Here is a 20,251-nt window from a genome sequence, read left to right as displayed (position 1 = left end):
TCAGATATCTAGTTTGTTGAAAGTTCGAACAGGCGCGGCAGGGCAAGACTGATCGACGGCCAATAGACCAGCGCCAGCAGCAAGAGCACTTGAACGAGGACGAAAGGCAGCGTGGCAAAGGCCAGGCGCCAGTAATTGAGCGATGTCAGTGCAGACACGACCACCAGGCATTTGCCGAGCGGCGGCGTGATCAGGCCGATGCACAGGTTGAAGCACAGCACGATACCGAGCTGAATCGGGCTGATCCCCTGTTCGAGGGCCTGCGGCACGAACAAGGGGACAAGCAAGGTCAGGGCGACGGGGGTGTCCATGAACATGCCCGCGATCAGGAAGACCGCAACCAGGAAGAAAAAATAGCGCGTGCCGGTCAACCCGAAGGATTCGACCCAATCTGCCAGAGCCTGCGACCAGCCCAATTGCCCGGCCAGGTATCCCAGAACGGAAATCGCCGCGAGAATGATGAAGATGGTGCCGGTCATGCGGGCGGTTGCCTCGACCGCATCGAAAATCATCCGCCACGTGAGACCAGTGTAATACTGCCCTGCCAGCAAGGCGACAAGCACGGCGATGGCAGAGCCCTCTGTGGGTGTGGCCAGTCCGAAGACAAGCGAACCAAGGATCACCAGAGGCAGGCAGAGGGCGGGGGCTGCATGAAAGAGGCTTGGCCAGAACCGGGGCAGATCGTCGAATTTGCCGCCCGGGTGTTTCCTGACGATCGCGATGCCGGCATTCAGCAACATCAAGGCTGCGGCCAGCAGAATGCCGGGAACGATACCGGCTATGAACAGGGCCGCGACCGAAGTGCCGGTTAGTCCGCCGTAGATGATCATGATGATCGACGGCGGAATGATCGGCCCGATCATGGACGACGCCGCCGTGATGGCCCCGGCATAATAAGGGTCATAGCCGCGCGCCTTCATCTCCGGCACGAAGGTCCGCGACAGGGCCGCGCTGTCGGCAATCGCCGATCCCGAGATGCCCGCAAAGAACACGCTGGTCAGAATGTTCACATGCCCCAGACCGCCCCTGAAACGGCCGACAATAGACATGGCAAAGTCAATCAGGCGGCGCGTGACGCCTGCACGCCCCATGATTTCGGCCGTCAGGATGAACATCGGCATTGCCATGAAGGCAAAGACGTCAAGCTGGGCAAAGATGCGCTGAGGCAGAATGGACAGGAACTGGGTTTTTCCCACGGCCACGAAGGTCAGAACCGACACGGCTCCCATCAGATAGGCAAAGGCCGTGCCGCTGATCAGCAAGACAACAAAGAGGATTGGGATGAACCACATGAGAAGGTCTCTTACACGGCCGTTTTCATGGACAACGGGTCGGACTGCGTGGCATTGCCCACGATAGGCGGATGGGTCACGATCGAGCGCAGGTCAACCGTTGATGCACGGAGCCTTGTCAGATCAGGTCGGGGCCGGGCGGTTGCAGGCGAGCGCGCAAAAAACGTTTCAATGGCCTTGGCCGAGGCAAGAAGCCTCTCGTCCTGCCGGATCGCACCAAGCATCTGCAAGCCGAACGGCATTCCGTGGGGGTCCAGCCCGGACGGCAGGGTAATCGCCGGGCCACCTGCCAGGGATCCGCGATATGTCAGCGCCAGCCAGCGATAATAGATATCCAGGGTGTGCCCATCGATTTCCATGGCATGGGATTGGGTCCATGGAAACGGCGAGACAGGCGACGTCGGCAACAAGATGACGTCAAAGTCGCGCATGAGCGCGTTGAATTTCCGCAGGATGCGTGTCTGCTCGAGATGGGCCCAGGCCCGGTCCGACAGGCTCATGGAGAGACCAAGCTCAACATTGGCGGCAATATGCGGCCCGAAATCCTCCGGCGCTTGTTTGATTGCCTGGCCAAAGGCCGAGACGAAGCTTTCCGCGCGCAGAATGTCGAAGGTCCGGTCCATGTCGCCGAGATCAAGATCGACCGGCCGGCACTCCTTGACCTGAGATCTCAGAATGTCAATGCGCGCCCGGAAGGTCTCCCGGATGGCTGGTGCCACCGGCGCGCCGCCAAAATCCTCGCTCACGCCCACGCGAAGGTCACGAAGATCGATCTTGGGAAGCTTGCTGAAACGGTCAGGATCTGCCGGAGCGGACAAAGGGTCATCCGGATTGTAGGACTGGCAGACATCCAGCATGAGCAGAAGGTCGTCCATGGTGCGGGCCATCGGACCAAGCACCGATATGCCGGACCAGCCGAGCGGTCGTGTCGGGTGGGCAATGACGTCAACCGAGGGGCGATAGCCGACGATGCCGCACAGGGCCGCCGGCAGACGGAGGGAGCCGCCGGTGTCCGATCCGGTGCAGAGCGGCACAAGATCGGTCGCCAACGCGGCGGCCGAGCCGCCGGACGACCCGCCTGCGATCAGGTTCGGATCAAACGGATTTCCGGTTGCGCCCCAGACAGGGTTTTTGCTGTTCCCGCCCGCCCCAAGTTCCGGAACGTTGGTTTTTGCCAGAACGATGGCGCCGGCCTCGCGCAGGCGCGCCACCATGGGCAAATCCTTGTCAGGAATATTGCCACGTGCCCGGGGGCTTCCGTGGGTGGTCAGAAGGCCTTTGGTGTCCTGCAGGTCTTTCACGCCGATCGGCAGGCCGTCGAGCGGGCCCTTCGGTGCGCCTGACTGCCAGCGGCGCGTTGCCTCGACAGCCTCGGCTCTGGCGCCTTCAGTGTCCAGCGCAGTGAGGGCATTAATGGCCGGGTTGATCTGTTCAATGTGCTCAAGACACGCCTCAAGCAGCTCGCTCGGGGTGGTTTCCCCCCGGGCAAAGGCTTCGAGCAGATCTCCAGCCGAGCGTTCGACAAGCGCGCGCTCAGCCATGCAGCACCACCGCCGCCAGCGACGTTGCAACTGAACTCATATCGAACTCCTCCCAGTGCTACTAGCGTTCAACGTTAGTGGGGGAGGCTGCCGGGAAAAATTGAATTCTTCGCCGCAAACCATAACCTTCGGTAATGGTCTACATCCTGCTGGCACTCTGCATCAGGCACTGCATGAACAGGTCGAACGTGCTGTCGGAGGTCTGCTTGTCGCGTGCCCAGAAGCAGCAGGCCTCCGACAGGAAATCTTCCGTATCGAGTGGCAGGACGGCGATGTCCCCGCGCGCGGAATGAATACGCGCCAGGCTATCCGGAAACAGGCCGACCGCCGGCAGCTTGCGCATCAGCTCAAGGTTCAGGGTCAGGGACGCGGAAGCAATCGTGTTTTCCGGAGGCAACAGTCCGTTACGGGCGAAGAGTGCGTCCACAGCCTGCCGGGCAACTGAATTCGGCTGGGGAAGTATCCATGGCCATTGGGAAACTGTTTCCCAGGTAATCTCGCTCTGTCTGGCCAGCGGGTGGTCTCGTCCGACCACGACGACGATAGGTTCCTTGAACAGCGTGGCTTGCTGAATGCCCGGCAGTTCCCGCGGTTGCCAGATACGTGCGATCAGAAGGTCGATCTTGCCGGCCGTCAGTTCCGGCAAAAGCGAAACGAAGTGGCCTTCGACCACGCCGACACTGGCCTTCGGCGCACTGCTTTTCATCAAGGCGATGGCTTCAGGCAGCAGCAGCGGCGCAACCGATCCCACAGCGCCGACGGTGACGGAGCCGGATACGCCTCTCGCCATGGCTTCGATGTCGAAGGCGGCCCGGTCCAACTGGCTCAGGATCGCCCGTGCATGCTCGGCCAGCCTGCGTCCGATCGGGGTAAGGTAGAGCCGGTTGCGATCCCGTATGACGATGGAATCGCCGATGATGCGTTCCAGTTCGGCAATCTGTTTCGAGATCGCCGGCTGCGTGACATTGAGCGCCTCGGCCACACGCGCGACAAGCCCCAGTTCGGCCAGGCTCACGATCATCCGCATGTGTCGTGTGGTCAGCCGGGTGTGCCAATCCCTGTTTAAAATCTATCTGCCTCCCGGCCACCTTGCAGCTCTGGACCGCTTCGAACAATTACCTTTGTTTATCATAACCAAAAGGCGATGCCAGGTGAACGTGCCGACCGACCTATACTCCTGTCAGCTTGCCTGTCGAGCAAAAGAAAGCGTCAGGGGGCTCGCGGAGAGGCTGGCCTTGGCCGATCGGTCAACGGGAATCATGGCAGGGGACAGCTTCCCCGCTGTTATCAGAGCCGATGCTCCTTGCCGCTCATGGGGGGTGCGCAAATCATGTCGTCCATTGCCACCTCGAAGTCACCCGGTACGCGGGCAAGGATCTGCTTCAACTCAGGATGATCGAGATAGACGACTGTATCGGCGTCGAGCCGGTCGGTATGGCAGACCCGTACCCGCCATTTTCCTTCGGCCCGCCACAGCACGAGATGCTCTGGGCGGATCCCATAGGTTTCGCGGCCTTCATCAGCTGCGCCCTCGATGAGGATCTGGCCTGAGTTCGAGACCCGAGATCATCCTGAGCAGAGTGGACTTGCCACAGCCGGACGGGCTGACAAAGACACAGAATTCACCCTTTGACAGCGCCGGTGGTCATGTCGGCCAGGCGGTAAGCGACCGGAGGAGCCGCACTCACCGAATGCTTTGGCACAAGAGGCCGGAATGCCCGGTGCGAAAGCCTTTCGTCCGACGGTACGGGGACAAAGGCCTCAGACCTGCCAGGCGAGCCGCAACCGTTCGCGGATGTCGCCGAGCCTTTCTTCCGGCTCGTTGGCAAAGACGAAGCGCAGGTAGCGTCCTGCGATGTTCTCACTGCCCCAGCCGGTCATCGGTGTTGCTGCGATCCGCCCCTTTTCGAACAGCAGCCGGGAGGCCTCTGAAGGCGGCAGGCCAAGCTTGGCGGTGTCGATCAGCAGCGACCAGCCGCCATCCGGGCGCACGACGGGCAGATCCGAAAGCTCCTGCAGGATGATGTCTCGGCGCGCTTTCCAGGTTGCGGTCGCAGCGGCGATGCCGTCGTCTTTCGCGGTGACGGCGGCGGCAGCACCCGGCATAGCGATGCCAACCTGACAGACCACGTTGGTGAGGCTGACGAGGCTGATATCCGCCATGATCGAAGCGGGGCCGACCGTCCAGCCGACGCGCCAGCCGATCATCCGGTATTCCTTGGAAACGCAGCCCACCGTTATCGTGCGCTCAGCCATACCATCCAGGCTGGCGGGATGGATCACCGTACTGCCGGTGTAGAGGATGCGTTCCATGGCGGCGTCGTGCAAAAGGTATGCGCCGGTGCGTATAACGACTTCCGCAATGGCATTCCATTCTTCGGCTGTGTGCACGATGCCTGTCGGCATGGATGGGCTCATGGTCAGCACAGCGCGTGTCCTCGGGCCAGCCGCCTGCAGAAGTGCGTCCAGGTCAAGGCGCCAGCCGCCGTCCACCACCTTCAGCGGAACGAGTTTCGGAATGCCGCCGGCCAGGCGGATGCGATTGAGCAGTCCCGCATAGGCGGGATCGGTGATGATGACCTCGTCGCCCGGCTCCAGAATTGCAAGCAGAGCATTGAGGATGCCGGACAGCCCGCCCGCAGAAATCACGCTCTGGGTCTTCCAGTCGTAGGCCTGGCCGGTGGTGGTGGAAACTCGGGTTGTTGCTGCCTTGCGGATGTCATCAGTGCCCAGAAACGGCAGATAGCTGTTGGCGTCGTCCCGGCCGATAGCGGCTCGCGTCGCCTCCAGCGCCTCCTGCGGCGGGCTCAGATCCGTATCGAGGTTTTCCAGGCGAAGCATGTCGGAGGTTCCGGCGTCATCAGCTGCCTGTCCCATCCGGTCTACCCCAATTCCCGGAATGTCCTTCAATCGTGAGACGGTCATCTGCATTATCCCTATTTGTATCCAAATATAAAAATTGGATACAAAAATGGGTAATTGCAGTCAAGTCACCGATTGTCTACGAAGGCGGACGGACCCAGCCGGATGGACAAATGGCAGAGCGAACAGCCGCAAAAAGAACCGGAGACCAGGCCATTCGGGTGGCCGATGCCTTGCGGGAAAAAATCATCTCAGGCGAACTGAAACCGGGCGAGCCGCTGCGTCAGGAGCGGCTGGCGGTGCTGTTCGAAACCAGCCGGATGCCGGTTCGTGACGCACTGCGCCTGCTGGAAGCCGAGGGACTGGTGCAGATGCCGCAGAACAGGGGCGCGATCGTTGCGCCGCTTGATCCGGAAGAGTTCAGGGAAGTTTATGAAATGCGGGCGGCGCTGGAAACGCTGGCCTTGCGCCTTGCCATTCCGGAACTGACCAACAGCCAGATCGACCGTGCCGTGGCCATTCAGGACAAGGCGGAGGCATCTGATCTGGAACACTTCGGCGCCTTGAACAAGGCGTTTCATTTTGCGCTGTACGAGCCCTGCGCACGGCCCCGGCTGCTGGCGCAGATTGCCGCTCTCAACGAAACCGGAGACAGGTACTTGAGGCTTGCCGCAGCGCAGCTCGACTACACCCGGCGGTCCCATCAGGAACACCGGGATCTGCTGGAGGCCTGCCGCCGCCGCGATGGTGCTGAAGCCTGCGAGATCCTGAGGTGTCACATAGAAGCCGCTGGTGAAGCGCTGGTTGATCGTCTCACCGTGAGATTGCCTGGTTCCTAAACGCGATCAGGCGCAGCGAGTCTGTCCCGGTGTCCTTGTCGAGGTAATGGATGTCCCGCATAACCTGCCGAACTGAACCCGTATCTGACGCGGATGCCGAGAGGCTTGCCAACCTGCGTGTCGAGGCGATGCGACCGAGCCTCGAAGCTGTCGGCCGGTTTGATCCCGTGCGGGCGCGAGAGCGCTTTCTGGACGGCTTTGTTGCCGCCGACACCTGCATCATTCAGGTGGAAGGCAGCATTGCCGGCTTCCTTGTCGTGCGCAGGCGAGCCGACCACTTCTACCTGGATCATCTCTATGTCAGCCCGGCGTTTCAGGGGCGGGGGATCGGCCGCGACATTATCGAAGGCCTGAAGGCCGAGGCAAATGCGGCGGGACTGCCGATCCGGCTGATGGCCCTCAACGGCAGTCCGGCAAACGCCTTTTATCTCTCCTGCGGGTTCCGTTTCGTCTCGCAGGACGCACTGGACACTATCTACATCTGGACGCCCGGCGCTTGATGCCTACCGGCCTGGAACCCGGCGGTGGCTGACAACCGGTCAGAAATGAAGGGTTTCTTCATCAGACCGCTCCATGGGTTGAGGCTCAGTCAATGCGGGTAAATGGCGGAGCGGAGGCCGCTACAGCGAGGCTTCGTGAGCACCGGCGGCCGCAGGGCAATAAGGTCTGAAACGGAAATGAGGTCAGCCTTGGGGATGTCTAAAATTCACACGTTTTCAGGCGACCTTGGCGAATGCCACCGGTCCGGGTCGAAAGGCTGGTCGAGCGGGCCTGACAGTGGCCGCTCGGGGGGGTACGTCAGGCTGTCGACGGGTTGCGCAATTTGTCTGCCACGAATTCCCCGAATGCCTGCGCCGCAGCCGAAGGATTTGGCGACGCATAGGCCAGCGTGACGCCGATGCCGGGAAGTGGCGGCAGACCGGTTTCCACGATGTGCAGATCGGGCGGCACCGCGGAGCGGGTTACCACACTTATGGCCTGGCCGGAGCGGGCAATGGCCAGCAGGCCTGCGAGACCGTTGCTGGCAAAGGCGATGCGATAGGCCTTGCCCGCCTGATCCATGGCGGTGCGGGCCGCGCGATGATCCAACGTGTCCGGTGCTGAAAGGGCCAGAGGTACGATGTCTTTTTGCAGGATCTCCGGGGTGGGGTGATTGGCCACCCAGACAAAGCTTTCCGGCCGCAGGATGCGAGTGGAGGCGTCTTCGCCGGGAACGGAAATCAGGGCAAGATCGATCCGCCTGCGCTGCAGCAGCAGGTGCAATTCCGTCGTCGGGGCACAGACCACCTCGATCTCGACATCACCATGGCGCGCGCCGAAGCCTTTCAGAAGATCGGGAAAGAAGGCGGTCAGATAGTCTTCCGGACAGCCGAAACTGATAAGACCATGCAGGCCTGCGCCTGGCAGGGTGGCGATGGCTTCATCATGAACGGCGAGAATGCGTTCCGCCTGGGCTAGAAACCTGTCGCCCGCTGCCGTCAGTTCCACACCCCCGCGTGTGCGTCGCAGGATCGGCTGACCGACAATCGCTTCCAGCCGGTTCATCTGCATGCTGACGGCCGATTGTGTCCGCCCGACCTGCCGCGCTGCGGAGCTGATCGATCCGCTGCGGGAAACCTCCATGAAACTGCGCAGAAGAGCGATTTCCAGAACAGGCATAAGATATCAATCCAGTTGAATATCATAATTTAAATTATGAATTTTATTGAATGCAAGGCTTCTCCTACACTTTCCGAAGTCATTTCAGCCGGCCGGATCGGGAGACGCATCATGGCATTGGAAAGCGCCAGCAACAGCACGGACACAGGGTTCTGGTCCGACGTATCGGATCATGTTCTGCGGTATGGCCCCATGTTCGAACAACGTGTCATCGAGCGCGCCGAGGGCAGTTACGTCTACGACAGCTCGGGCGCGCCAATCCTCGATTTCACCTCCGGTCAGATGAGCTCCATCCTGGGGCATTCCCACCCGGATGTCGTGCGCACCGTGCGCGAGCAGATCGGCCAACTCGATCACCTGTTCAGCGGCATGCTGTCCCGCCCGGTCGTCGACCTGTCGAAACGCCTCGGCTCGCTGGTGCCTGGTCTTGAGAAGGTGCTGCTCCTGTCCACCGGTGCGGAATCCAACGAGGCTGCCATCCGTCTGGCCAAGCTCGTGACCGGCAAGCATGAAATCGTGGCCTTTACCAAGAGCTGGCACGGCATGACCGGGGCAGCGGCTTCCGCCACCTACAGTCACAACCGGCGGGGGTATGGGCCTGTCAATCCAGGGTCGTTCGCGATTCCCGCCCCCAATGCCTATCGGCCGCGGTTTACGGATGCGAACGGCAATCTGGACTGGAAGACCGAGCTGGACGATGCCTTCGCGCTGGTCGACAGCCAGTCCACCGGCAACCTCGCCGCCTTCATTGCCGAGCCGATCCTGTCTTCAGGCGGTATCATCGAATTGCCGGCGGGATATCTCGCGGCACTGCGCCAGAAGTGCGACGAGCGCGGGATGCTGCTTATTCTGGATGAAGCCCAGACCGGTATCGGTCGGACGGGACACATGTTTGCCTTCCAGCGGGATGGCGTGACACCCGACATCCTGACCTTGTCAAAGACCCTGGGGGCCGGTTTGCCGCTTTCCGCGGTGTTGACAAGCAGCGCCATCGAGGAAGAAGCGCACCGGAAAGGGTTCGTGTTTCTGACCACCCATGTGTCCGATCCTCTGCCGGCCGCTGTCGGCCTGACGGTGATGGACGTGGTGAAACGCGATGGCCTGATCGGCCGTGCGGTGTCTGCGGGCCAGCGGCTGCAAGCCGGATTGGAAGGTTTGAAGCAGCGTTTTGAGTGTGTTGGCGATGTGCGCGGCCAAGGGTTGCTGCTCGGGCTTGAGATCGTGACCGACCGGGCCAGCCGCAAACCGGATCTTGCCATGGCTGACCGGATCGGCGCAGAGGCGATGGCGCGCGGGCTCAGCATGAACATCGTCAAGCTGCCCGCCATGGGCGCGGTCTTCCGCATTGCCCCGCCACTGACGATTTCGGATGAGGAGATCGAGCAGGGGCTGGATGTCATGGCATCGGCGATTGAGGCGGCACGGGCCTGAAGCGGCCGCGTGAGACATGAGAAGGCGAAGAGGGTCGCTTGATGCTGCCCCTGCCAACTTGAGTTTGTCGTCAGTTTCCCGTCACCGCAATCGCGGTCCAGGTTCCGGTCAGTAAAGCGTTTTCTGGTAGGTCTCTTCCAGAGCCGCATCCAGCTTCTGCATTTCCGCATCATCCGGAGCCCCGGTCGTCTGGTCCAGAATGATCCTGGAAAGCGACGGCATCTCGCTGCGGTCCTGCCGATGCTCCGGATCCCAGAGATGGGAGCGCCGGAAGGCCTTGGCGCAATGCAGGAAGACCTCCTTTACAGAGACGACGATGGCAAGCTTGGGAGCCCGGTCCCTCACGCTCATGGTTTCCAGAAGATCCGGATCGGTCACCAGGGTGGCTGTGCCGTTGACGCGCAGGGTCTCGTCAAATCCGGGTACGAGGAACAAGAGACCAACATTCGGATTGGCGACGATATTGGCCAGACTGTCCAGGCGGTTGTTGCCCGGACGGTCCGGGATGGCGAGCGTTTGCGGGTCGAGAACCCTGACGAAGCCGGCAGGATCGCCGCGCGGGCTGACATCTGCCTTGCCGTCCGCGTTCTGGGTGCCAAGGCACAGAAAAGGGGAGCGCTTGATGAAGTCCTGCGCGTGCTTGTCCAGCGCGCTCAGGCACTTTTTCGCAGCCAGTGGCGACAGTTCGGAATATTGGTTCCGCAGCGTTTCCTCATCCGAAATGATGAACTCCGGGTTGATCTTGTAGGCTTCCATCATGAGTCCCCTTGGCGTTCTTCCCTTGTCCGGCACTCTCCGATCCGAGACCGACTCCAGCAGCAGGCTCTCGCGTCCTGCTCCCGGTCGTCGAACCGGCCACGCGTGAAGGTAACATGAAATGAGGTGCGTACATCATTTTTGTGAGGGGACATTTGAGAGCGTTTCTCTGGTGCTCACACGGCACAGGATCGCATGTTGTTTCGCAGGGAAAAGCTTCAGGCTGGGCATGTGCTGCCCAGCCGTCGTTCGCGGGATATGGCGCTTTGTGATCGTCTGTTGCCGAGGCGACTGGCGTCTAGTCCAGCGTTACCGCTTCGATCTTTCCTTCCAGCATATGCGGCAGATAGAGCACTTCATCGCGTGCGGAGATATCGGCAAGGCCTGCTGGTTCACTCAGGATCTCGGAGGTCGCTCCGTCCGTCCCGATCTCGAAGACCTTGCCGGTGATCCAGTCATTGAGGACGAGTTTGCCGTTCAGCCGGGTGATGCCGTCGATGTTGCCGACATCCTGCGCCACGACGCTGATGGATTTTGTTGCCGGGTCGATGGCGAGCAGGCTGCCGGGGGCTTCGGTGGTAAAGTCGTCCTTGAGGCCCTTTCCCCAGGCCCCGACAAGCAGGCAGTCGTCATCCCAGTAGAGGCCATTAGGATGGTTGAGAACCTGGCTTTCCAGCCATTTTTCGAAAGTGCCGTTCGCATATCGCCAGATCGTGTTCGTCATCATGTCGGAGACGTAGATCTCGCTGCCATTGGTGGTGACATCGTTCAGAAAAACCGCGCCCTTGGCAGGAAGGGATTGCAACAAGTCGCCAGTGCCGGCGTCGACAACGCGCAGGCTGGTGAGATCGGCCGCGAAAACCTTGCCGTCCATCACCGCCAGCCCCTTGGGGGCGTCCATGCCGGTTGCCCAACTGGCATCGATGACCTTTCCACCGGTGGACAGAAGCGCCAGATGTCCGTTGCCATCGACCGCATTCGGTGCGCCCTCCATGACGCTGACAATCAACCGATCAGTCGTGGGGTCGTAAGCAACTGATTCCGGCATATCGAACCCGTCCGTCGACCAGAGAGAACCAGCCGCGGAAGGCAGCGTGGAGAGGCTGAGCAGGAGCGCGGCGGCGAGGTGTTTCAGAGGCTGCATGGGATGTCCTTTCAAACAGTTGAACTGGACTTTCCATGCAGTCAGCGAACTTTTCTTGCAATTGATCATGACATGGTATCAAAAAACGATACCAAGGCTGTCATTTCGGGATCAAGATCATGCGTGGAGATACATTCAAGATTTTGCAGGGCGTTCTGAAGGCGCGCGGCATGACCTATGCGGATCTGGCAAGGCGGATGGATATTTCGGAGCCGACGGTCAAGCGGATCTTTGCCGGGTACGATTGCAAGCTGAGCCGGCTGCTGGAAATCTGCGACATTCTGGAGGTTCCGCTGGCGGATGTGTTGCACCGGGCAGCGCGAACTTCCGAAGAAGCAAGTGTGCTGCCGGTGGCAACGGAAACGAGGCTCGCCGCGGACCCGTCGCTGTTCTATCTCTTCATCCTGCTGCGCGAGCCGATCCCGCAAAAGGAAATCGAGCGCCGGTTCGGTCTTTCAGGGGAGGATATGTTCCGTATGGGCCGGGCGCTGGAGGCGCTGGGGCTGGCTGAGGTACACCCCGGCAACCACATCAAGATCACGCGCAAGGAACCGTTGAGGTTCCGTCCGGATGGACCGCTGATCGCGCTCTTGAAGGACATCAACACCCGTTTTCTGGGGCAGGTGATCGCCAATCCGGGCGGCAACCAGTCGCTGTTCTTCACGCTCTCCCGCCGCATGCTGCCAGACACGGGGGCGTTCATCCTGCGCGAGATCGAAACCCTGAAGGAGACCATTGCCGAGCTGGCCCGTCAGGACCAGCTTGTCTCGCGTGAGGAAGACCTGACCACCTTCAAGCTGACAGGGGCTTTCGCGCCCGTTTCCTTTCCGGACATTCTGACGATCGAGCCGGGCCGGTGACCGGCGTCAGGTCCAGAATTTCGGCGTTTCCCGGGTCGCTTCCCAATATCCCTTGGCGTGTTGCCACATGGCCTGGCACTGGGCCTCGTGCCAGCCGATGACAAAGCCAATGGCCTGGTTGGTTGCCAGAGCGTTTGCGCCGCTGACCTTGCATTTCACCGGCAGTTGTTCGGCCATGGCGACATCGTTGAGATAGCCGAAAATATCCTGCAGCTTCTTCATCCGCTTCAGGAAGGGCTTCACCGTGTCCTTCGGGTAAAGGCAGCCGAAGAATTCGATGCCATAGCGCATCTTCTTCATGGCCTTGCGCATTTCGTGGCGTTCCGCGACGGTGAGTTCTTCCAGGCGCTTGCCGTATTTCAGCACCTTCTTCCACTGCTTGGCGAGGGCGTCACCGGCGTGGGTCTCGACAGGCTGGGCAAGAAGCTGCGTCTGGCCGAAGTTTTCCGGATCCAGCCATCCGCGCCCTTCCGTATAGGCGGCAAGATCCAGCAGGAAGCCGTTGACCTCTTCCGATTTCAGGTGATCGGTCAGCGTCGTGCGGGTGCTTCGGTCCCGGGACGCGTTGAGGTTTTCCAGAAGGGCGTCGAAGGACAAGGTTGCCGGGGCTTTCGCGACCAGCGGCATCACGATCTCATCGACCAGAACATCGAGGTCGCGCAGGGAGCCGGCTTCGGTGGCAATGATCTTCGCCATCTGGTCGAGCGGTGCCATGGTCGCCGGGTTCAGGATCGGCCGGAACAGGCGGAAGGCGCTGCGCAGGCGGCGCAGGCCCACCCGAAGCTGATGAGGGCCTTCCGGATCGTCCGATGACAAAACGGCGAGCCGGTTTTCGGAAATCTGCGTCAGGCAGGAGCGCAGCACATCGCGGAAGGCGTGCTCGGTGGTGATGCCGCTCTCGAAGGTGATGTCTTCCGCAAAATAAGGAGCCCGTTCCGCCGGCGCGGTGCCTTCGGCAAAACGATAGCCGCGTTCCGCCTTGCTATAGGGGGAAAAGCGGAAGGGAATGTCCTTCAACAGGGCCTTGGCTGCCTCGAAAAGGGCAAGGCTCGGGCCGGACTTCAGCTCCATTTCCAGCTCGGTCAGCGGCTGGCTGCCGCTGCCGGCCAGAATATTGCCGCTGTCGAAGGCGAGTTCGATGAAGGTGCCGTCGCTGTCGCGCGTCAGGTTGCGTACGGTGCGTTTCATCACCGTTTCAAAGCACTCCGACAGAGGTGCATCGCCGATGATTTCCAGAAGGCGCTCGTGAACACATGGGTCTTCGATGACGGAAAAATCGAGCGCTCGACCCTTGACCGGGTGTTCAGCTTCCACCGGCGAGGACAGCCCGCCCATGACGCCGGTGCCAAGCTTGACTGTCTGAACCCAGCTATTGCCGGATTTCCGCACACGCAGCGATATCTTGGCCTTGCGCAGCGCCTGGTCCGGCGTGTCGAAATAGATTGACTGCAGCGTCTTGTTCACCGCCCGGCTGGCGGTAAACCCATCGATGGATCCGGCGCGTTTCAAAGCGTCCTGCGCCGTCGTCTCAAGCTCGAGCTTCAACTCGATTTCACGTCCTGATTTGCTCATGCTGAATTTCTAGCCAAGCGGTTTCTGCTTGTCCAGAAAATGCGCACAATTTGCGCCTTTGTTAGCAGGCTAACAAACTCGGTCTGACGACGGGCATTGACCCCCAGCCACCTCGAGCCTGAGGTTCAGCGCGAGACGGGTGGTGTTACCCGAAGAGCTTTTTGCCGATACCTTTCAGGCGCTCAAGGATGCGGGACTGGTAATGCAGATACCACGGCACCGGTTTCTGGTTGAAGGCGAGCTTGCGGATGTAGGTTGGCACTTCCCAGACGGCGGAGGTGCCCGCCGGAAAGAACAGCGTGACACCAGGCTTGCCTTCATACACATGGCCGGCGTCATCGGTGATCCGCACTTCACCTTCTAGAAACATCACCGATTCGTCCCAGCCGTAGTGCCAGCGGAACTTGCCTGCCGTGCACGACCAGTGGCAGGCATCGCCCCAGCCGAACTTGTGTCTGGCCAGAACGGCGCACATGGCTTGGGGGGCGCCCTCAAGCACCCATTCGGGCCGGATCGGCGCAGGCATCAACTGTGCCTTGTCGACGAAGGATTGCGTGAACGCCAGCCCGTGCCGGGCGGCATCGTCCACCGTCGAAGTCTTGGTGCGTTTCGTCTCTTGAAGGCTGCCAGCAAGTGTCATCCGTATCTCCCAAACGTGTCTTACTGGTCACTTGCGCGAGCAGCCGTTGCAAACAGCTTAAATATGCGCCGGAAACCACGCTTTGAGAGCGTTCAGGCCAGGGTTTTGTGGTCCAGGGTTAAGGGAGCGTGAAGGAAGTTGTTCAAATTCCACCGACAGCGATGAGACCGGCAATCGGCGGCGGCAGGCGGCAGCGCGCTCGAACCGCTTGCATCGGACAAAAGCCCATGATAGGCAGCCAATCCGATACCGGATTGCCCCCCTGGCGGAACTGGTAGACGCGCCGGATTCAAAATCCGGTTCCTTCGGGAGTGCCGGTTCGATTCCGGCGGGGGGCACCACCACAGTTTCCAAGTCATTGTTATGCTTCAGCTTTCTCTTGAGAGAGGGTGGCCGTAGCACATGCTGGCACACAAAACCGCACCGGAAAACACCTTCCGCAAAGACGGAATCTTCTGCTTCCGCCGCCGTGTTCCATGGGACTTGTCTCATCACTACACATCACAGTAGATAGCTTTTTCGCTGCGTACACGATCTGCACCTGTAGCCGCCGCGCGAGCAAGCCGAGCAGCGCAGCAGCTTGATGAGCATTGGTATCATCTGAGGATCAAGGACCGGGACCTGCCCGGTAAGCATCTGTTGCGAATGCAGCAAGCGACGAACGTACCCACAAAACTGTGTCAGAGCGCCTTCGTTTAAGCGGCCATGATGACGATCCCGGGCACATCTGTAGCTTCGTATCCTGGCATCGTTTGCCGAGCGGGGGGAAGGGCTATAGCAAAGCGACAGCAGTCCGGAGGAAATGCACGGGCGGAAGTGTAATTTCAAAGCTTATTGAAATTCGCGGGTTGCCAAGAACAACAAAGGGCAACGGAACTATCTGATCGCAACCTTACGCCGGATTCGAATGCTTGAATATGGAAGGCCTTTTTTATCTGTAGTCCATCAAGTAGAAGTTCAGACAGAATCAATGAAATCGAATCCGCTCGCATCTGGCACTTCTGCTTGTGCGAAGGGAAATCTAAAGTGTGAAGCGCGTCTTATAGTAACGTTGAAATCATTGCATTTTTGTTGAAGACGGTTCAATTGAAGTTTAGATAGTGAGCTATAAATCACTCTGTTAGATTTGGAGAGTTTGAGTGTACAGTGACGTTCGCGGAAGCTTGGAGAATGCTGTTAATACGTATGGCCGAGCAATACATGGAGAAGCACACTTGCTGACTATGTATAATGAAATTGCTGCTCGTGAACGGCCAACTGTATTGGAGCTGGGTACTCGGGAGGGGATAAGCACACGTGCGTTTTTAGGTGCAATACATGAAGGCGATGGTGGGCACCTTTATTCAGTCGACATTGTTGATTGTTCGAGTGTCGCAAATTCACCGCGGTGGACCTTCATACAGTCTGATTCTGCGGATATTGAAGGGGTGCTCTCAAAAGCGCCGAACTTACGCAATGGTATCGATGTATTATACATCGATTCCGTGCATGAAGTGGAGCATGTCAAAAAGGAACTTTTTGGCTATTTTCCATTCGTGAAACCTGGCGGGGTAATTTTTTTCGACGACGTCGATAGTTTGCCGTACATGCTGGGAAGACAAAAAGACAACATCCACACCGAAATCGGCAACAGGATGATATTGACGCTTTTAAATGAAGTATTTGAGGACAATGAAGATACGCTATATTTTTGTCTAAGTCGCGGATCGACCGGACTGGCTCGTCTAGAAAAGCGATCTGCATTGGGCGAGAAGTTAGCTACGCAACAGCAGCCGCGCGCGCGGTACAGTAAGAGATATTGGAAGATGCGGCGCTCATTTCTTAAAAGACTGCATACCTTTTTTCCAAGTTCGAGGGTTTGATTATTTTTTGGCGCTACAAGATAACAGTGTAGAACAGCATAAGACCTCAAGTTGCCTTAGTTCGAAAGTATTTTTCACCTTATTTAGGTGTAAAGATATTTACTCTTCTCTGTAACGGGAAAGCCTCAGTCGCCTGAAATTGATCTTGGCAGAAATAGCGGTGAAATTTTGTATTTCCTTAAAATTAGTTGCTGAAGAAATGAAATGTGTGTCGTTAGGGTGCATCAGCTTATTGCGTTGAGTTTTTACCCGAATGCGCCGAGGGGAGCGAGGCCTCTCTCCCACCCGCACAGGTAACCAGCTACTTTAATGTCACCGTATCGAAGGCCAGGGAAGCGCTGGTCTGGTAGATGTCTTCCACCTTTTTGATGCGCCCCTGACGCGGATGGCCGATGGCGATGCCGACGATGCCTCTCTGGCTGTCGGGTTTTGCCAGTGCGACAAGCCGTACAAGCAGCTGGTCGCCTTCCTTGTTGATGAAGTTGCCGACGATTTCGGAGGCGGGCAGATCGCCCAGTGTGATCTGGCGGCGGACGTTCAGCCGTGTGTCGTCGGTGGTGCCGAGCTGTTTCAAAAGCTCGATGGCAACATAGTCGCCCACTTCAAGGCGCTTCTGCGGATCGTCGGTCTTCATGGTGTAGGTGACGATCTGCAGGGAGGAATAGATGCGTTTGGTTTCGTCGTCTGTCGTGAAGTAGATCTTGATCGGGCCGCCGCCGGCGGGTTTTGCCTGGGCGACGATCTTCTGTGCCTCGCGGCGGGGCGCAGCCAGGCTGAAGGGGACGGGAACCTCGACGCCGTGTTTTGCGGCAAAGGCCGCATCCACCGTGTAGATTGTCGACAGGGTTACGCCCTCGGCTTCGAAGGGTGTCAGCTTGACCGATCCTTCCATCTCGACCTGCTGGGCGGCGGCCACAGCCGGAGTGCTGATCATCAAGGCGAATGCCAGCTTGGCGATGCCTGAGGCTGTTCCTGTCATCTCCCCCTCCCAGTGGCATGCGGAGCCCGTTGAGGCTTTAATGCTAGCAGAAGTGAGAGAAAAGTCTGCCCTGCGTGCCGAAGCTGTGTGCCAACGCCTGTTCGCGAAGGGGCTGACATGCCGACGGGGTGCGTCAGCACGGCATTGCGATGCAGAAGGTTCTCGCATTTCTTCAGGTGACTTTTTGCAGCGCAACGGCTAAGGGAAACGCCATGATCAGACGCCTTTACGACTGGACCCTGTCCCTTGCCGCCGGACCGCGTGCGCCTGCCGCGCTTGGTACCGTTTCTTTTGTCGAAAGCTCGGTGTTTCCGATCCCGCCGGACATACTTTTGATCCCCATGGTGATCGCCCGGCGCGAGAAAGCCTGGTGGTACGCGCTGCTGTGTACGCTGACGTCGGTTGCAGGCGGTATTCTGGGGTATGTCATCGGCCTGTTCCTATTCGAGCAGGTGGCCGTGCCGATCCTGACCTTCTACGGCAAGATGGGGTTCGTCGACGAGTTCAAGGACATCTATCATCAGTATGGCTGGTGGTTTGTCTTTATCGCCGGGCTGACGCCGTTTCCCTACAAGGTCATCACCATTGCCTCCGGGGCGCTGGGGCTCAGCCTGCCGGTGTTCATTGCCGCCAGCATCGTTTCGCGGGGGATCCGCTTCTTCGTCGTTTCCGGTTTGCTGTATCTGTTCGGCCCGCCGATCCGCGATTTCATCGAAAAGCGGCTCGGTCTCATGTTCACCATATTTGTGGTGCTGCTGGTCGGCGGTTTCCTGGTGCTTAGGTATATCTGACAGTAAAGAGGGTGAGATGACAGCCGACCGGATTTCGCGCAATCTGACGGGGCTTTTGCTGCTGGGCGGCTTTGCGGCGATCGCGACAGCCTGGGGCTTTCAGCTGATCGGCGGCTATGTGCCCTGCAAACTGTGCCTGGAGCAGCGCATTCCCTATTACGTGGGCCTGCCGCTGGCCCTGCTGGCGCTTTTCCTGATGCAGGCCAAGCGGACCGGTGCGGCCATGGTCGTGCTTCTGATCGTTGCGGTCGTTTTTGCCTATGGGTCCGGCCTCGGGGTCTATCAGTCCGGTGCTGAATGGGAGTTCTGGGATGGCCCGAGCGATTGCGGCGGCGGCGCTGCGACGCCGACATCCGCTGCCAACATGCTGCAGGCGCTGAAGTCCACCCGCGTCGTGAGCTGCACCGAGGCAAGCTGGCGGATGTTCGGCCTGTCCTTTGCCGGCTGGAATGCGGTGGCTTCCGGCGGGCTTGCGCTTCTGGCGCTTTTGGCCGCTTTCGGGTTGAAACGCCGGGGCAACACGGCCAGTGTAGGTGCATGAGCGATAACGAAAACGAGAAAGACCACCCGAAGGAGAAACTCCGCAAGGAGGCGTTGCGCACACTCGATCGGGTGAATGCGGAAAGCGAGACGGTGGCGGGCTCGACGTTTGTGCGCATGGCAGACCGGGCGAAGGATCATCTGAGCGCCGCCGACAAGGATGAAGACGACCGTATCGAGGTGTGGGGCAGCCGGATCGGCCGTGGTCTCGGGCTTGTGTTCGCGATCGGACTGGCGATTTATCTTGTCGTTACTTACGTATTGCCCAACACCTGAATGAACCGATCCCTAAAAGGAAGCGATATGGCATCCGTCCGGCCGGTCAGCCAAAGTAGCTGGACCGAAACCAAAGCACCTGACCTGGAAGACTTCGAGGCGATGGCGAGCGAGATCCTGTCCGGACTTCCGGACGATCTTCTGCTGCGCTGCGGTCATCTGCAGATCAGTCTGGCCGATTATGCGCCCGACGAAGTGCTGGATGAACTTCGCATCGACGACCCGCACGATCTTCTGGGCCTGTTCGAGGGGCAGGGCCTGAGCGAGGGCGCGGCGAGCGTGCTGACCGGACAGATGCCCAACCGCATCTGGCTCTACCGCCGGCCGATCCTGGATTATTGGGCGGCGATGGACGAGACCCTGGGCGATGTCGTCGCCCATGTACTGATCCACGAGATCGGCCATCACTTCGGCCTCTCCGACCAGGACATGGAGCGGATCGAGGCAGCAGCGGAACGCTGAAGCCGGGCCCGCTTACAATAAAAAGGCCTCCCGCGATTTCGAGACGCGGGAGGCCTTTGTTGTTTTCGTCCTGCCGGAAAGCGCTTACTCAGCAGCTTCCTTCTGGGCACGGGCGATGGATTCCATGATCAGCCGCTTTGCGGATTCAACACCTTCCACGCCGGTGATCTTCACCCATTTGCCCGGTTCCAGATCCTTGTAGTGTTCAAAGAAATGCTTGACCTGAGCGATGGTGATTTCCGGAATGTCGGACACGTCATTGACGTTGTCGTAGCGCTTGCTGAGCTTGTGGGAGGGAACCGCGAGGATCTTTTCGTCCTGGCCGGATTCGTCTTCCATCAGCAGAACGCCGATCGGACGGCAGCTCATGATGGCACCCGGAACGATCGGGCGCTGGTTGACCACGATCACGTCGATCGGATCGCCATCGCCGCACAGGGTGTGCGGGACAAAGCCGTAGTTGCCCGGATACCGCATCGGTGTGTACAGGAAGCGGTCGACGTACATCGCACCGGCTTCTTTATCCATCTCGTATTTGATCGGCTCGCCGCCAACGGAGACCTCGATAATGACGTTGATGTCTTCCGGTGGATTCTTGCCAATCGGCACAGCGTCGATACGCATTTAGAAAACTCCTGTTTTTCGTTGCTGCGTCTATCGCAATCCAGCCGAAGAAGTTCAAGCCCTTTATTTTTGCATTGCACCTAATTGATTAACATGCCTCTATTTTCGCCGCATGCTCGGG

General features: G+C 59.3%; 22 protein-coding genes, 1 tRNA gene and 1 pseudogene. 12 read left to right on the top strand and 12 right to left on the bottom strand.

The window, feature by feature from the left end; translation table 11 throughout:
• Window positions 1-8: 8 nt before the first annotated feature.
• The 3 genes from V1T76_RS13120 to V1T76_RS13110 form a co-directional block, all read right to left on the bottom strand.
• Window positions 9-1,292, bottom strand: a complete 1,284-nt coding sequence (locus V1T76_RS13120; RefSeq protein ID WP_330561100.1) for a TRAP transporter large permease — start codon at window positions 1,290-1,292, stop codon at window positions 9-11.
• Window positions 1,293-1,303: 11 nt separating this feature from the next.
• A complete protein-coding gene (locus tag V1T76_RS13115) occupies window positions 1,304-2,833 on the bottom strand; it encodes an amidase (RefSeq protein ID WP_330561099.1) in 1,530 nt (509 codons plus the stop codon).
• A 139-nt stretch (window positions 2,834-2,972) separates the two neighbouring features.
• Entirely contained in the window at window positions 2,973-3,854 is an 882-nt protein-coding gene (locus V1T76_RS13110) for a LysR family transcriptional regulator (RefSeq protein WP_330561098.1), read from the bottom strand.
• 371 nt (window positions 3,855-4,225) lie between these two features.
• Here V1T76_RS13110 and V1T76_RS13105 point away from each other — a divergent pair, with 371 nt between their 5' ends.
• Entirely contained in the window at window positions 4,226-4,384 is a 159-nt protein-coding gene (locus tag V1T76_RS13105; protein WP_330561459.1) for a hypothetical protein, read from the top strand.
• Between the two features lies 1 nt (window position 4,385).
• Here the strand turns inward: V1T76_RS13105 and V1T76_RS13100 are convergent.
• A pseudogene (locus tag V1T76_RS13100) lies at window positions 4,386-4,469 on the bottom strand (ATP-binding cassette domain-containing protein); the annotation flags it as partial.
• A 125-nt stretch (window positions 4,470-4,594) separates the two neighbouring features.
• Entirely contained in the window at window positions 4,595-5,758 is a 1,164-nt protein-coding gene (locus V1T76_RS13095) for a pyridoxal phosphate-dependent aminotransferase (protein WP_330561097.1), read from the bottom strand.
• 110 nt (window positions 5,759-5,868) lie between these two features.
• On the opposite strand from V1T76_RS13095, the gene V1T76_RS13090 reads away from it, so the two are divergent.
• Together V1T76_RS13090 and V1T76_RS13085 are read left to right on the top strand one after the other, a co-directional pair.
• Entirely contained in the window at window positions 5,869-6,534 is a 666-nt protein-coding gene (locus V1T76_RS13090) for a GntR family transcriptional regulator (protein ID WP_330561096.1), read from the top strand.
• Window positions 6,535-6,584: 50 nt separating this feature from the next.
• The gene (locus tag V1T76_RS13085) at window positions 6,585-7,034 is read left to right on the top strand and encodes a GNAT family N-acetyltransferase (protein WP_330561095.1); all 450 of its coding nucleotides are present in this window, start codon (window positions 6,585-6,587) and stop codon (window positions 7,032-7,034) included.
• Between the two features lie 298 nt (window positions 7,035-7,332).
• On the opposite strand, the gene V1T76_RS13080 is transcribed toward V1T76_RS13085, so the two are convergent.
• Entirely contained in the window at window positions 7,333-8,193 is an 861-nt protein-coding gene (locus V1T76_RS13080; RefSeq protein WP_330561094.1) for a LysR family transcriptional regulator, read from the bottom strand.
• A 111-nt stretch (window positions 8,194-8,304) separates the two neighbouring features.
• Here V1T76_RS13080 and V1T76_RS13075 point away from each other — a divergent pair, with 111 nt between their 5' ends.
• Window positions 8,305-9,624, top strand: a complete 1,320-nt coding sequence (locus V1T76_RS13075; protein WP_330561093.1) for an aspartate aminotransferase family protein — start codon at window positions 8,305-8,307, stop codon at window positions 9,622-9,624.
• Between the two features lie 108 nt (window positions 9,625-9,732).
• Here the strand turns inward: V1T76_RS13075 and V1T76_RS13070 are convergent, their stop codons facing one another.
• Complete coding sequence (locus V1T76_RS13070) at window positions 9,733-10,380, bottom strand: pyridoxamine 5'-phosphate oxidase family protein (RefSeq protein WP_330561445.1); 648 nt, start codon at window positions 10,378-10,380, stop codon at window positions 9,733-9,735.
• A 298-nt stretch (window positions 10,381-10,678) separates the two neighbouring features.
• Window positions 10,679-11,524: a hypothetical protein gene (locus V1T76_RS13065; protein ID WP_330561091.1), complete on the bottom strand. Its 846-nt coding sequence runs from the start codon at window positions 11,522-11,524 to the stop codon at window positions 10,679-10,681.
• Window positions 11,525-11,643: 119 nt separating this feature from the next.
• On the opposite strand from V1T76_RS13065, the gene V1T76_RS13060 reads away from it, so the two are divergent.
• Window positions 11,644-12,384: a helix-turn-helix domain-containing protein gene (locus V1T76_RS13060; RefSeq protein ID WP_330561090.1), complete on the top strand. Its 741-nt coding sequence runs from the start codon at window positions 11,644-11,646 to the stop codon at window positions 12,382-12,384.
• A 6-nt stretch (window positions 12,385-12,390) separates the two neighbouring features.
• Here V1T76_RS13060 and V1T76_RS13055 read toward each other — a convergent pair whose 3' ends face one another.
• Window positions 12,391-13,956: a CYTH and CHAD domain-containing protein gene (locus V1T76_RS13055; RefSeq protein WP_330561089.1), complete on the bottom strand. Its 1,566-nt coding sequence runs from the start codon at window positions 13,954-13,956 to the stop codon at window positions 12,391-12,393.
• 145 nt (window positions 13,957-14,101) lie between these two features.
• Window positions 14,102-14,596, bottom strand: a complete 495-nt coding sequence (locus tag V1T76_RS13050) for a cupin domain-containing protein (RefSeq protein WP_330561088.1) — start codon at window positions 14,594-14,596, stop codon at window positions 14,102-14,104.
• A 256-nt stretch (window positions 14,597-14,852) separates the two neighbouring features.
• Between V1T76_RS13050 and V1T76_RS13045 the strand changes: the two genes are divergently transcribed.
• The 3 genes from V1T76_RS13045 to V1T76_RS13040 all read left to right on the top strand — a co-directional run bounded on the left by V1T76_RS13045 (window position 14,853) and on the right by V1T76_RS13040 (window position 16,458).
• Window positions 14,853-14,937 (top strand) — tRNA-Leu (locus V1T76_RS13045).
• Between the two features lie 169 nt (window positions 14,938-15,106).
• A complete protein-coding gene (locus tag V1T76_RS29050; protein ID WP_442970122.1) occupies window positions 15,107-15,295 on the top strand; it encodes a DUF6538 domain-containing protein in 189 nt (62 codons plus the stop codon).
• 440 nt (window positions 15,296-15,735) lie between these two features.
• On the top strand, window positions 15,736-16,458 hold the full coding sequence (locus tag V1T76_RS13040) for a class I SAM-dependent methyltransferase (RefSeq protein WP_330561087.1): 723 nt from the start codon (window positions 15,736-15,738) through the stop codon (window positions 16,456-16,458).
• A gap of 301 nt (window positions 16,459-16,759) precedes the next feature.
• On the opposite strand, the gene V1T76_RS13035 is transcribed toward V1T76_RS13040, so the two are convergent.
• Window positions 16,760-17,437: a hypothetical protein gene (locus tag V1T76_RS13035; protein ID WP_330561086.1), complete on the bottom strand. Its 678-nt coding sequence runs from the start codon at window positions 17,435-17,437 to the stop codon at window positions 16,760-16,762.
• A 212-nt stretch (window positions 17,438-17,649) separates the two neighbouring features.
• Between V1T76_RS13035 and V1T76_RS13030 the strand changes: the two genes are divergently transcribed.
• The 4 genes from V1T76_RS13030 to V1T76_RS13015 are packed head-to-tail and all read left to right on the top strand — an operon-like array spanning window position 17,650 to window position 19,506.
• Window positions 17,650-18,228 (top strand): YqaA family protein, encoded by a 579-nt coding sequence (locus V1T76_RS13030; protein ID WP_006938287.1) that lies wholly within the window; start codon window positions 17,650-17,652, stop codon window positions 18,226-18,228.
• Window positions 18,229-18,244: 16 nt separating this feature from the next.
• A complete protein-coding gene (locus V1T76_RS13025; RefSeq protein ID WP_330561085.1) occupies window positions 18,245-18,769 on the top strand; it encodes a disulfide bond formation protein B in 525 nt (174 codons plus the stop codon).
• Window positions 18,766-19,044 (top strand): hypothetical protein, encoded by a 279-nt coding sequence (locus tag V1T76_RS13020; RefSeq protein ID WP_330561084.1) that lies wholly within the window; start codon window positions 18,766-18,768, stop codon window positions 19,042-19,044. The genes V1T76_RS13025 and V1T76_RS13020 overlap by 4 nt, the downstream gene beginning before the upstream one ends.
• A gap of 27 nt (window positions 19,045-19,071) precedes the next feature.
• The gene (locus V1T76_RS13015) at window positions 19,072-19,506 is read left to right on the top strand and encodes a metallopeptidase family protein (protein ID WP_330561083.1); all 435 of its coding nucleotides are present in this window, start codon (window positions 19,072-19,074) and stop codon (window positions 19,504-19,506) included.
• Window positions 19,507-19,590: 84 nt separating this feature from the next.
• Here V1T76_RS13015 and ppa read toward each other — a convergent pair whose 3' ends face one another.
• Window positions 19,591-20,130: an inorganic diphosphatase gene (ppa, locus tag V1T76_RS13010; protein WP_330561082.1), complete on the bottom strand. Its 540-nt coding sequence runs from the start codon at window positions 20,128-20,130 to the stop codon at window positions 19,591-19,593.
• Between the last annotated feature and the right edge of the window lie 121 nt (window positions 20,131-20,251).

It is taken from the genome of Roseibium sp. FZY0029 (assembly GCF_036350355.1).
In the GTDB taxonomy this organism is placed as follows: Bacteria; Pseudomonadota; Alphaproteobacteria; order Rhizobiales; family Stappiaceae; genus Roseibium.
This window is presented reverse-complemented; position numbering and strand designations above follow the sequence as displayed.